At 70.0% G+C, this 12487-nt stretch carries 11 protein-coding genes; 4 read left to right on the top strand and 7 right to left on the bottom strand.

Translation table 11 applies throughout. The features are described 5' to 3' along the window. Positions 1 to 141 precede the first annotated feature (141 nt). A complete protein-coding gene (locus tag ACZ6I3_RS38940) occupies positions 142 to 1662 on the bottom strand; it encodes a S8 family peptidase (protein ID WP_469421062.1) in 1521 nt (506 codons plus the stop codon). Positions 1663 to 1731: 69 nt separating this feature from the next. Then, a complete protein-coding gene (locus tag ACZ6I3_RS38935; RefSeq protein ID WP_469421061.1) occupies positions 1732 to 3279 on the bottom strand; it encodes a S8 family peptidase in 1548 nt (515 codons plus the stop codon). A gap of 255 nt (positions 3280 to 3534) precedes the next feature. Here ACZ6I3_RS38935 and ACZ6I3_RS38930 point away from each other — a divergent pair, with 255 nt between their 5' ends. The 3 genes from ACZ6I3_RS38930 to moaA all read left to right on the top strand — a co-directional run bounded on the left by ACZ6I3_RS38930 (position 3535) and on the right by moaA (position 6692). After that, entirely contained in the window at positions 3535 to 3891 is a 357-nt protein-coding gene (locus ACZ6I3_RS38930) for a DUF485 domain-containing protein (protein ID WP_391108406.1), read from the top strand. Next, positions 3888 to 5531 carry a solute symporter family protein gene (locus ACZ6I3_RS38925; protein WP_469421060.1) on the top strand — a complete coding sequence of 548 codons (1644 nt, stop codon included), beginning with the start codon at positions 3888 to 3890 and terminating at the stop codon, positions 5529 to 5531. Before ACZ6I3_RS38930 ends, ACZ6I3_RS38925 begins: the two co-directional genes overlap by 4 nt. A gap of 171 nt (positions 5532 to 5702) precedes the next feature. Next, a complete protein-coding gene (moaA, locus tag ACZ6I3_RS38920) occupies positions 5703 to 6692 on the top strand; it encodes a GTP 3',8-cyclase MoaA (protein WP_469421059.1) in 990 nt (329 codons plus the stop codon). An 11-nt stretch (positions 6693 to 6703) separates the two neighbouring features. Here moaA and ACZ6I3_RS38915 read toward each other — a convergent pair whose 3' ends face one another. Together ACZ6I3_RS38915 and ACZ6I3_RS38910 are read right to left on the bottom strand one after the other, a co-directional pair. After that, positions 6704 to 6919, bottom strand: coding sequence for a hypothetical protein (locus ACZ6I3_RS38915; RefSeq protein WP_469421058.1), 216 nt, complete (start codon positions 6917 to 6919; stop codon positions 6704 to 6706). Positions 6920 to 7135: 216 nt separating this feature from the next. Continuing rightward, positions 7136 to 7531, bottom strand: coding sequence for a DUF3099 domain-containing protein (locus tag ACZ6I3_RS38910; RefSeq protein ID WP_469421057.1), 396 nt, complete (start codon positions 7529 to 7531; stop codon positions 7136 to 7138). A 200-nt stretch (positions 7532 to 7731) separates the two neighbouring features. Between ACZ6I3_RS38910 and ACZ6I3_RS38905 the strand changes: the two genes are divergently transcribed. Beyond that, entirely contained in the window at positions 7732 to 8007 is a 276-nt protein-coding gene (locus tag ACZ6I3_RS38905) for a GlsB/YeaQ/YmgE family stress response membrane protein (protein WP_399020083.1), read from the top strand. A gap of 63 nt (positions 8008 to 8070) precedes the next feature. Here ACZ6I3_RS38905 and tyrS read toward each other — a convergent pair whose 3' ends face one another. Genes tyrS through ACZ6I3_RS38890 form a run of 3 tightly spaced genes read right to left on the bottom strand, consistent with a single transcriptional unit; the run spans position 8071 to position 12297 of the window. Then, positions 8071 to 9339, bottom strand: coding sequence for a tyrosine--tRNA ligase (gene tyrS, locus ACZ6I3_RS38900; protein ID WP_469421056.1), 1269 nt, complete (start codon positions 9337 to 9339; stop codon positions 8071 to 8073). A gap of 43 nt (positions 9340 to 9382) precedes the next feature. After that, entirely contained in the window at positions 9383 to 10777 is a 1395-nt protein-coding gene (locus tag ACZ6I3_RS38895; RefSeq protein WP_469421055.1) for a metallopeptidase TldD-related protein, read from the bottom strand. After that, a complete protein-coding gene (locus ACZ6I3_RS38890; protein ID WP_469421054.1) occupies positions 10774 to 12297 on the bottom strand; it encodes a TldD/PmbA family protein in 1524 nt (507 codons plus the stop codon). The genes ACZ6I3_RS38895 and ACZ6I3_RS38890 overlap by 4 nt, the downstream gene beginning before the upstream one ends. Between the last annotated feature and the right edge of the window lie 190 nt (positions 12298 to 12487).

The following is a 12487-nucleotide window of genomic DNA, read 5'->3' as shown; positions in this document are numbered from 1 at the left end:
GCTCTCCCCTGGGACGCGGCGAACAAACACAGCCGAGGTGGGGGCCCCCCTTGGGGGGGAGCGGAGGCGGAGGGGAAACAGGGGAAACAAAGGGGGCGGGGGGGGTCCCCCCCCCCGCCCCGGTCCGTCTTCACATGAGCTCTACTTGGTCACCGCGTCCAGCGCGTCCGCGATGCCCCAGCCGTAGAAGCCGTTGCGGTTCTTGGAGCCCTCGCACACCGCGTCGATCTTGCCGTCGGCGTCGATGTCGTACGGGTCCGTGCACGGCGTGGCGTCGGCCTGCGCGTACAGCAGGGCCTTCACCAGGGCCGGGGGAGCGTACGGGTGCGTCGACTTGATGAGGGCCGCGACACCCGCGACGTGCGGGGACGCCATCGACGTACCGGCCATGTAGCCCCACTTGCCGCCCGGCAGCGTGCCCAGGATCAGCCCGCTCGTGGCCGGCGCCTCCGGCTTCTGGTAGGCGGTCGAGTCACCGCCCGGGGCGGCGATGTCGGCGACGCCCAGCCCGTAGTTGGAGAAGGACGACTTGATGCCCTTCGCACCCGTCGAGGCGACCGTGACGACACCCGGCAGCTGGGTCGGGATGTCGAGGCACTCCGAGGGGTCGACGGTCCGGTCGCCCGGCGTGGTGTCGTTCGGGGACGACGGGTCGGTGATCTCGTCGGCCGAGAGGTCGTAGTTCTCGTTGCCCGCCGCCGCGACGTTGACCGCGCCCTTCTTCTCCGCGTACCGGGAGGCCCGGCCGACCGCGTCCAGCAGCGCCTTCTGGTCCGGGTCGTCGCCGCAGTTGAAGTACCAGGGGTCGGTGTAATAGCTGTTGTTGGTGACGTCGACCCCGTGCTCGGCCGCCCACACGAAGCCGCACACCACGGCCTCCGTGTAGAAGAAGCCGTCCGGGTTGGACACCTTGATGCCGGAGACCTTCACCCCGGGCGCGACACCCGTCATGCCGACGCCGTTCTTGGCCGCGGCTATCTCACCCGCCACATGCGTGCCGTGCGGGCTCTCCGCCGCGCCGGGCCGCCAGGCCCCGTCCGCGGTGTCCGGCTTGCCCGACACGCAGTTGACCGACGCCTTGCGGTCGAAGTTGGGCGCGATGTCGGGGTGCGTGTCGTCCACGCCGGTGTCGATCACGGCGACCGTGACCTTCTTGCTGCCCAGCGACTTCTCGTGCGCCTTGTCCGCCTTGATGGCCGGCAGGTCCCACTGCTGGGGCTGGAGCGGGTCCTGCCCGGCAGGGGCCTCGGCCTTCGCGACCTCGGCCGCGCTCAGCGCCTTCGGCGTGCCCAGGTCACCCGTCGTCGCCGAGGGCAGCGGCTTGGTCCGGGTGGCACCGGCCGACTGCACCCCGCGCACCTTGCGGACGGTCTTGGCGAAGTCGGGGTTCGAGGAGTGGACGACGATGACGCCTATCTGGTCGTACGACGTCACGATCGTGCCCCCGGCCTTGCCGACGGCCTTCTTCACGTAGGCCGAAGTACCGTGCCCCGGCTTGACGTTGACCACGTAGCTGAGCGGGGTCGCGTCGGCCGAGACCGCCGCGGGGGCGTCGTCGGCGGCCGTGGCCGTGGTGTTCGGCAGGAACGCGAGGGCCGTGGCCATGGCCATCCCGGCCGGGATCGCGACGGCGCGGCGGTAGCGCGCGAGCGGCGCTGTCATGGTGTCTCCAGTAGGTTCGCGGTACGGGCGGTACGAGCTGACGGTGCGTGAACTCTCAGGATGCACAGGTCACTTGACCGCGCGCAGCGCGTTGACGATGCCGTATCCGTAGAAGCCGTTGACCCGCTTGCCGCCCTCGCAGGTGGCGTCCTGGGTGCCGTTGCCGTCCTGGTCGTAGGACTCGGGGCAGGCGGTCCGGTCGGCCTGCGCCTTCAGCAGGGCCTGCAGCCGGGCCGGGGACGCCTTGGGGTGCTCGGACTTCAGCAGCGCGGCGACACCGGAGGCGTGCGGAGCGGCCATCGAGGTGCCCTGGAGGAAGCCCCAGGTGCCGCCCGGCATGGTGGACAGGATGCGGCCGTTCTTCGAGGGCGTGTCGGGAATCTGGTAGCGCCCGTCACCGCCCGGCGCCGCGACGTCGACGACGCCCTTGCCGTACGTCGAGTAGTACGACTTGAGGCTGTTGACGCCCGTCGCGCTCACCGTGACGACACCCGGCAGCTGGGTCGGGACGTCGAAGCACTCGTGCGGGTCGATCGTGCGCTCCACCGGCGTGGAGTCGTCCGGGCTGGAGTCGTCGACGATCGCGTCCGAGTCCAGGTCGTGGTTGGAGTTGCCCGCCGAAGCGACGTGCAGCGTGCCCTTCTTCTGCGCGTACAGCTGCGCCCGGTTGACCGCGTCGACGATGGCCCGCTGGTCCGGGTCGTCCATGCAGTTGTACAGCCAGGGGTCGACGTAGTAGCTGTTGTTCGTGATCTCGACGCCGTGGTCGGCGGCGAACACGAAGGCACACACGACGCTCTCCGGGTAGAAGAGGCCGTTGGCCCGGTCGGTCACGTTGATGCTGGAGACCTTCACACCGGGGGCGACGCCCGCCACGCCTATGCCGTTGCGGGCGGCGGCTATCTCACCCGCGACATGCGTGCCGTGGTAGTCCTCGGGGGTGTAAGGCCGCCAGGCGCCCTCACTGGTGTCGGGCTTGCCGCCGGCGCAGTTGGCGGACTGCGACGCGGAGAAGTTCGGGGCGATGTCGGGGTGGGTGTCGTCGACGCCGGTGTCGATCACGGCGACGGTCACCTTGCGGCTGCCCGGGTTGATCTTCGCGGCCTGGTCGGCGCCGATCGCGCGCAGATCCCACTGGTCGGCCTCGAGGGGCTCGCTCTCGGGCGCCTTCGCCGAGGCGGCCTCGACCCGCGCGGCCTGGGCGCCGGTCAGATACTGCGCCGCGCCCTCCTCCTTCGTACCCGCCGCGGTCAGCGGCGTCGTCCGCGTCGCGCCCGCCGACTGGACACCGCGCACCTTGCGCACGGTCTTGGCGAAGTCGGGGTTCGCGGAGTGGACGACGATCACGCCGATCCGCTCGTACGTGGTCACGACCGAGCCGCCGGCCTTCCCGATCGCCTTCTTCACCGAAGCGATCGTGCGACGGTCCACCTTGGTGTTGACGACGTACGCCAGCTTCGGCGCGTCCGCCGAGGGCGTGGACGACTCCACGCGCGGGGCGGTCTCCGCGTGCGGGGCGGCCGACGCGGCAGCCGGCAGAAAGCCCAACGAGGCCGTCAGCGACAGCACGACGGGCACGGCGAGGGCGAGCCGGCGTCTGGAACGCAGCTGGGACATGGGGTCTCCACATCATCCGGAAACGAAACCGGCCCGAGGCACAGGTGGTGCTCGGGCAGGTACATGACGGGTGGTTCAGGGCGAAGTTATCCCGCCCTCTCGCTGGCCAGCAACGGTTTCCCGAAACGACTTCGGAAAGAACGCCGGGCAGTTGAACCGGTTCTCGCGTGCCGCCGTGACGTTGAGCAGGGAGCGCGAGGACACTCGCCTCCGTCCCCGCTGAAAACCGCTTCCGTCGTCACGAGGAGACTCTCCGTGTCCACCGATGCACCGCCCCCCTCGAAAGAGCAACACAAACTCCCCTCACCCGAGGAGTTCGCCGAGGTGCAGGAGAGCGCGGAGTTCGGTGAACTGCGCCGCTCCTACCGCTCCTTCGCCTTTCCGCTGACCGTCGCCTTCATCGCCTGGTACCTGCTGTACGTGCTGCTGTCGAACTACGCGGGCGGCCTCATGGGCACCAAGCTGTTCGGCAACATCAACGTCGCCTTCGTCCTCGGCGTCGCCCAGTTCGTCACCACGTTCCTCATCGCCTGGTGGTACTCGCGGCACGCCGCCGCGAAGCTCGACCCCAAGGCCGAGGCCATCAAGTCCCGGATGGAGGGCGGCGCATGAGCCCCGCACAGCACACCCTGCTCGCCCAGCAGAACTTCCTCGCCGCGAACGAGGCCAGCGAGCACCGGCCGCTGATCATCACCCTGTTCGCGCTGTTCGTCCTGGCCACGCTCGGCATCACCGTCTGGGCCGGCCGCCAGACCAAGGACGCCGCGGACTTCTACGCGGGCGGCCGCCAGTTCAGCGCCTTCCAGAACGGGCTCGCGGTCTCCGGCGACTACATGTCGGCCGCGTCCTTCCTCGGCATCGCGGGCGCGATCGCCCTCTTCGGCTACGACGGCTTCCTGTACTCCATCGGCTTCCTGGTCGCCTGGCTGGTCGCCCTCCTCCTGGTGGCGGAGCCGCTGCGCAACTCCGGCCGCTACACCATGGGCGACGTGCTCGCGTACCGCATGCGCCAGCGCCCGGTCCGCACCGCCGCCGGTACGTCGACGATCGTCGTGTCGATCTTCTACCTGCTGGCCCAGATGGCCGGCGCGGGCGTCCTCGTCTCGCTGCTGCTCGGCATCACCTCCGACGCGGGCAAGATCCTCATCGTCGCCCTCGTCGGCCTGCTGATGGTCGTGTACGTCTCCATCGGCGGCATGAAGGGCACCACCTGGGTCCAGATGGTCAAGGCCGTGCTGCTCATCGGCGGCACCATCCTGATCACCTTCCTGGTGCTGCTGAAGTTCAACTTCAACATCTCCGACCTGCTCGGCCAGGCCGCCGAGAACAGCGGCAAGGGCGCCGCCTTCCTGGAGCCCGGCCTCCAGTACGGCATGACCGGCACCTCCAAGCTGGACTTCATCTCGCTCGGCATCGCCCTGGTGCTCGGCACCGCGGGTCTGCCGCACATCCTGATCCGCTTCTACACGGTGCCCGACGCCAAGGCCGCCCGTAAGTCGGTGAACTGGGCGATCGGCATCATCGGCGGCTTCTACCTGATGACCATCGCCCTCGGCTTCGGCGCCGCCGCGCTGATCTCCCAGGACGAGATCATCGCCTCCAACCCGTCCGGCAACACGGCGGCACCCCTGCTCGCCCTGCACCTCGGCGGTGTCGACTCGACCTGGGGCGCGATCCTGCTCGCCACGATCTCGGCGGTCGCCTTCGCGACGATCCTCGCCGTCGTCGCCGGCCTCACCCTCGCCTCGTCGTCGTCCTTCGCGCACGACATCTACGCCAACGTCATCCGCAAGGGGAAGGCGTCCGGCGCCGAGGAGGTCCGCGCGGCCCGCTGGGCGACCGTCTTCATCGGCGTCGTCTCCATCGGCCTCGGCGCCCTCGCCCGCGACCTGAACGTGGCCGGCCTGGTCGCGCTCGCCTTCGCGGTCGCGGCCTCCGCCAACCTGCCGACGATCCTCTACAGCCTGTTCTGGAAGCGCTTCACCACCCAGGGCGCCCTGTGGTCGATCTACGGCGGTCTGATCGTCGCCGTCGGCCTGGTGCTGTTCTCGCCCGTCGTCTCCGGCGACCCCAAGGCGATGTTCCCCGAGGTGGACTTCGCCTGGTTCCCGCTGAAGAACCCGGGCATCATCTCCATCCCCTTCGGCTTCCTCATGGGCTGGCTCGGCACCGTCCTGTCCAAGGAGGAGCCGGACGCCAAGAAGTACGCCGAGCTGGAGGTCCGGTCCCTGACCGGCACCGGCGCCCACTGAGCACCAACCCCCTCGCGCGGCCGCGTCGTAGGAACCTCCAGGTCCCTGCGGCGCGGCCGCGTTCCGCGTCGTGGGATCGGGCCTGTGGAGTTGTCAGTGCGGTCACGTAGGCTCGCAGGTGTCGGAGTGGAAGTGCTCCGGGCACGATCCGCGTCGAGGGAGGGGGCCCACGTGCTCATCGACACCTACGGCCGAGTGGCCACCGACCTGAGGGTCTCGCTGACCGACCGGTGCAATCTGCGCTGCACCTACTGCATGCCCGAGGAAGGCCTGCAGTGGCTGGCCAAGCCGGACCTGCTCACGGACGACGAGATCGTCCGCCTGATCGACATCGCGGTCACCTCCCTCGGTATAGAGGAGGTCCGCTTCACCGGCGGCGAGCCCCTGCTGCGCCCCGGCCTGGTCGGCATCGTCGAGCGGGTCGCGGCCCTGGAGAAGCGCCCCCAGATGTCCTTGACCACCAACGGCATCGGCCTCAAGCGCACGGCGACGGCCCTGAAGGCGGCGGGCCTGGACCGGGTCAACGTCTCCCTCGACACGCTGCGCCCGGACGTCTTCAAGACCCTCACCCGCCGCAACCGTCACAACGACGTCATCGAGGGCCTGGACGCCGCCCGCGACGCCGGCCTGACCCCGGTCAAGGTCAACTCGGTCCTGATGCCGGGCCTCAACGACGACGAGGCCCCGGACCTCCTCGCCTGGGCCGTGGAGCACGACTACGAGCTGCGCTTCATCGAGCAGATGCCCCTGGACGCCCAGCACGGCTGGAAGCGCGACGGCATGATCACGGCAGGCGACATCCTGACCTCCCTGCGCACCCGCTTCGAGCTGACCGCCGAGGGCGAGGAGAAGCGCGGCTCGGCCCCCGCGGAGCGCTGGCTGGTGAACGGCGGGCCGCATGTGGTCGGCGTCATCGCCTCCGTCACCCGCCCCTTCTGCGCGGCCTGCGACCGCACCCGGCTCACCGCCGACGGGCAGATACGCACCTGCCTCTTCGCCCAGGAGGAAACCGACCTCCGCGCCGCCCTCCGCTCCGACGCCCCGGACGAGGAGATCGCCCGCATCTGGCGCCTGGCGATGTGGGGCAAGAAGGCGGGAGCGGGCCTGGACGACCCGACGTTCGTACAGCCGGACCGGCCCATGTCGGCGATCGGTGGTTGAGGCGCTGGACGTCAGACGTCCGTCGCTTCCCATTCCTTCAGCAGAACGACGTCTTTCAAAAACCCCCGCACCCCGAGGAACTGCGAAAGATGCTCGCGATGCTCCTCACACGCGAGCCACGTCTTGCGCCGCTCCGGCGTATGGATCTTCGGGTTGTTCCACGCAAGCACCCACACCGCGTCCACGCGGCAGCCCTTCGCGGAACAGATCGGCGTCTCGTCACTCACTGCTTCGTCTCACCACTGCACACAGAAAAGGCGACGCCGAGCAGCCACGGGGGGAGCTGCCCGGCGTCGGTCCGTCGCTCCGACGGGGGATGCGGAGCGCGTACGAAGTATGTCACGGGTAACCCCGGGCCCGGCACCTGAACAACATGATTGATCTGAGCTTTTCTTGAGCTTGGCGGGAAGATGACTTCCGTTGATGATCGCCCCCGGGGGTCCCTACCGCTCCTGCGAATCGGTCTTCGCACCCGGCGCGGGCTCGGACACGGCATCTTCCGCTGCGGATTCCGCGGAGCCGTCCCGCGCATCCGGCGGCGTGATCATCGGACGCGTCGGTGCCGCCACGAACGTCGACGGCAGAGACGGCGCGTTCTCGCGCCCGGCGTTCGCGATCACCACCGCGATGTACGGCAGTACCAGCCCGAGCACCAACGCCACGATGGCGACGTGCCGTTCGACGTTCCACAACGTGGCCGCGAGGATCACGGAGATCGTGCGGACCGTCATCGAGATCACGTACCGGCGCTGCCGCCCGCGCACGTCCTCCTGAAGTCCCGTCCGGGCGCCGGTGATCCGGAAAACCTGGACGTTGCCGCCGCCATGCTGCTTCCGCATCGCATTCCACCATCCGCCCGTACCTGACCAGGACAGCTTCCACGTTACGCCGCGGTCGCGCCCGCCACGAGACCGGGGCCCGCCCGGCCGGGGCGGACGGCGTGCGCCGTGGCGCGTACGGCCATCCCCGGCATGCGGCGTACGGCACCTGGGCCGACACTGGCCGTAGAGCTCACGTCGAGCCGTACGAGGAGGCAGCGATGGGCTGGTTGTGGGCGATCATCGTGGGACTGGTACTCGGCTTGCTCGCCAAGGCGATCATTCCGGGCAAGCAGCACTTGCCCCTGTGGCTGACCGTCATCCTGGGCATCATCGGAGGCATCGCAGGCAACGCCATCGCCCGGGCGGCCGGCGTCGACGCCACATCGGGCATCGACTGGTGGCGGCACGTCTTCCAGCTGGTGATGGCGATCATCCTCGTCGGCCTCGGGGACAAGGCCTGGACGGCCGCACGGGGAGACAGACAGCGGGCGTGACGGCGGGGCGCACGGCGAAGGGGGCCGCCTCCGCACGGAGACGACCCCCTTCCCGCAGCATGCTCAGCCGCCCGTGACCTCGACCGCCGCCAGGTTCTTCTTGCCCCGGCGCAGCACCAGCCAGCGGCCCTGCAACAGGTCCTCCTTGGCGGGGACCGCGTCCTCGCCGGCGACCTTGACGTTGTTCACGTAGGCGCCGCCCTCCTTGACCGTGCGGCGTGCGGCCGACTTGCTGGCCACCAGGCCGACCTCGGCGAACAGGTCGACCACCGGGCCGAGCTCGGAGACCTGGATGTGCGGCACCTCCGACAGGGCCGCGGCCAGCGTCTTGCCGTCGAGTTCCGCCAGCTCGCCCTGCCCGAAGAGGGCCTTGGACGCGGCGATCACGGCGGCCGTCTGGTCGGCGCCGTGCACCAGCGTCGTCAGCTCCTCGGCCAGGGCGCGCTGCGCGGCACGGGCCTGCGGACGCTCCTCGGTCTGCTGCTCCAGCTCCTCCAGCTCCGCACGGGAGCGGAAGGACAGGATGCGCAGGTACTTCGAGATGTCCCGGTCGTCCACGTTCAGCCAGAACTGGTAGAACGCGTACGGCGTCGTCATCTCCGGGTCGAGCCAGACGGCGCCGCCCTCGGTCTTGCCGAACTTGGTGCCGTCCGCCTTGGTCATCAGCGGCGTCGCCAGGGCGTGCGCTGTGGCGTCCGGCTCCAGGCGGTGGATCAGGTCCAGGCCCGCCGTGAGGTTGCCCCACTGGTCGCTGCCGCCCTGCTGGAGCGTGCAGCCGTAGCGCCGGTAGAGCTGCAGGAAGTCCATGCCCTGCAGGAGCTGGTAGCTGAACTCCGTGTAGCTGATGCCCTCGGAGGACTCCAGACGCCGGGCCACGGAGTCCTTCGTCAGCATCTTGTTGACGCGGAAGTGCTTGCCGATGTCCCGCAGGAACTCGATCGCGGAGAGGTTCTCCGTCCAGTCGAGGTTGTTGACCATGAGGGCCGCGTTCTCGCCCTCGAAGGTCAGGAAGGGCTCGATCTGGGAACGCAGCTTGCCGACCCAGCCGGTCACCGTCTCCGGGTCGTTCAGCGTGCGCTCCGCCGTCGGGCGCGGGTCGCCGATCAGGCCCGTGGCGCCGCCGACCAGCGCCAGCGGCCGGTGACCGGCCTGCTGGAGCCGCCGCACGGTGAGCACCTGCACCAGGTGCCCCACGTGCAACGACGGCGCGGTCGGGTCGAAGCCGCAATAGAACGTGACGGGACCGTCCGCGAGCGCCTTGCGCAAAGCGTCCTCGTCAGTGGACAGGGCGAACAGCCCGCGCCACTTCAGCTCGTCGACGATGTCCGTCACGGTTCTCGTATCTCCTTGAGTGGGCTCGTAATCAGGTACGAGGTTATACGCCCTGACTGACAGAGCTCATATTGAAGTCCGGCACCCGCAGGGCAGGCATCGCGGCCCTGGTGAACCAGTCGCTCCATTCCCTCGGCAGCGTCTTCTCGGTCCGCCCGGCCTCCGTCACCCGGCCCAGCAGACCGACCGGCGTCTCGTTGAACCGGAAGTTGTTCACCTCGCCGGTCACCTCGCCGTTCTCCACCAGGTAGACGCCGTCCCGGGTCAGCCCCGTCAGCAGTAGCGAGGCAGGGTCGACCTCGCGGATGTACCAGAGGCAGGTCAGCAGCAGCCCGCGCTCGGTGTTCGCCACCATCTCGTCCAGGGAGCGGTCGTCGCCCCCGTCCAGGATCACGTTGTCGATGACCGGCGCCACCGGCAGTCCGGTCAGGCCCGCGCTGTGGCGGCTGGTCGTCAGGTGCCGCAGCTCTCCCTCGCGCATCCACTCGGTGGCCGTGAGCGGCAGCCCGTTGTCGAACACCGACTCGTCGCCGCCGGAGGAGTGCGCGATCACGAAGGGCGCCGACTCCAGGCCGGGCTCGTTCGGGTCGCTGCGCAGGGTCAGCGGCAGATCGGTCAGCTTCTCGCCGACCCGCGTGCCCCCGCCCGGCTTGGAGAACACCGTGCGGCCCTCCACCGCGTCCCGGCCCGACGCCGACCACAGCTGGTAGATCAGCAGATCCGCCACGGCCGACGGCGGCAGCAGCGTCTCGTACCGGCCCGCGGGCAGCTCCACGCGCCGCTCGGCCCACCCGAGGCGCACGGCCAGCTCCGCGTCCAGGGCCGCGGGGTCGACGTCCTTGAAGTCCCGTGTGGAGCGCCCGGCCCACGCGGACCGGGTCCGGTCCGGTGACTTGGCGTTCAGCTCCAGCGTCCCGTTCGGCTGGTCGTGCCGCAGCCGCAGTCCCGTGGAGGTGCCCACATAGGTCGACACCAGTTCGTGGTTGGCGAACCCGTACAGCTCCCGGCCGCCCGCACGCGCGCGTGCGAAGGCTTCACCGAGCGCGGGGGCGAATTCGGCGAACACCGCGGAGGAGGTCTCGGCGGGCGCCTCCGTGAACTCCGGACTTGCGGCCACGCCCGTGACCAGCGGCTGCGCGTCCTCGGCGGGCCCGGCACCGCGCGCGGCCGCCTCGGCGGCCCGCACCAGGGGCTCCAGCTCGTCGGCCGTCACGGCGGACCGCGACACCACGCCCGAGGCCGCGCCCTCCTTGCCGTCGACCGTGGCGACGACGGTGAGCGTGCGCCCGCGCGTGACGCCGTTCGTGGTCAGTGCGTTGCCCGCCCAGCGCAGGTTGGCGGTGGACTGCTCGTCGGCGATGACGACACAGCCGTCCGCCCGGGACAGTTCGAGGGCGCGCTCGACGACCTCGTGCGGCTTGCTGGTACGGGGGCTCATCGACCGGCCTCCTGGGTCGTGTTCAGAATGTTGACGCCCTTGAAGAGGGCCGACGGGCAGCCGTGCGAGACGGCCGCGACCTGCCCCGGCTGGGCCTTGCCGCAGTTGAAGGCGCCGCCCAGGACATAGGTCCCCGGACCACCGACGGCGGACATCGAGCCCCAGAAGTCGGTGGTCGTCGCCTGGTAGGCCACGTCCCGCAGCTGCCCGGCGAGCCGCCCGTTCTCGATCCGGTAGAAGCGCTGCCCCGTGAACTGGAAGTTGTAGCGCTGCATGTCGATCGACCAGGACCGGTCGCCGACGACGTAGATCCCCCGCTCCACGCCCCCGATCAGGTCCTCGGTCGACATCCCGGCCGGGTCCGGCCGCAACGACACGTTGGCCATGCGCTGCACCGGCACATGCCCGGGGGAGTCGGCGTAGGCGCACCCGTTGGAGCGCTCGAACCCGGTCAGCTTCGCGATCCGCCGGTCCAGCTGGTAGCCGACGAGGGTGCCGTCCTTGACGAGGTCCCAGGACTGGCCCTCGACGCCCTCGTCGTCGTACCCGATGGTGGCGAGGCCGTGCTCGGCGGTGCGGTCGCCGGTGACGTTCATCAGCTCCGAGCCGTAGCGCAGCTTGCCCAGCTGGTCGAAGGTGGCGAAGGACGTGCCGGCGTAGGCGGCCTCGTAGCCGAGCGCCCGGTCCAGCTCGGTCGCGTGCCCGATGGACTCGTGGATGGTCAGCCACAGGTTGGACGGGTCGACGACCAGGTCGTACAGGCCCGGATCGACACTCGGCGCGCGCATCTTCTCGGCGAGCAGCTCCGGGATCCGCTCCAGCTCGCCCTCCCAGTCCCAGCCGGTGCCCCGCAGGTACTCCCAGCCGCGGCCCACGGGCGGCGCGAGCGTGCGCATCGAGTCGAACTCGCCGCTCGACTCGTCCACCGACACGGCGTTGAACACCGGGTGCAGCCGTACCCGCTGCTGCGTGGTCACGGTCCCCGCGGTATCCGCGTAGAACTTGTTCTCGTGGACGGTGAGCAGCGAGGCGTCGACATGGTCGACCCCGTCGGCCGCGAGCAGCCGCGCGCTCCAGTCCGCGATCAGCCCGGCCTTCTCCTCGTCGGGCACGGTGAACGGATCGATCTCGTACGACGAGACCCAGGTCTTCTCGGAGTGCACGGGCTCGCTCGCCAGCTCCACCCGCTCATCGGACCCGGCCGCCTTGATCACCTGGGCGGACAGTTTCGCCATGGCGACCGCCTGCCCGGCGACTCTGGCGGCGGCGTCCAGGCTGAGGTCGACGCCGGACGCGAAACCCCACGTACCGCCGTGCACCACCCGCACCGCGTACCCGAGGTCGGTGGTGTCCGACGACCCGGCGGGCTTGGCGTCCCGGAACCGCCAGGAGGCCCCCCGCACCCGCTCGAACCGGAAGTCCGCGTGCTGGGCGCCCAGCGCACGCGCGCGTGCGAGGGCCGCGTCGGCGAGGGCGCGTAGGGGGAGGGCCGTGAAGGTCTCGTCGATGGTATGAGGCACCGCCGTCTCTTTCTGTCGAGGTGAGCGTGGTTGCCGTACTGCGTGGCTGCTCCGATCATGTCGTCCATCCCGCGCGCGGGCCACGAGTTTCCGTACCCCGGGTGCGTGGCTTTCTGTAGAGACCCGACAGTGAGTCCCGTACGCCACTGTCGGTGCCCGATTGTCCGCGGGCGTGCCCGGACCGATAGGT

This window comes from Streptomyces sp. NPDC041940, assembly GCF_055589465.1.
Note: the sequence above shows the minus strand (reverse complement) of the source record. Positions and strands in the feature narration are given on the sequence as shown.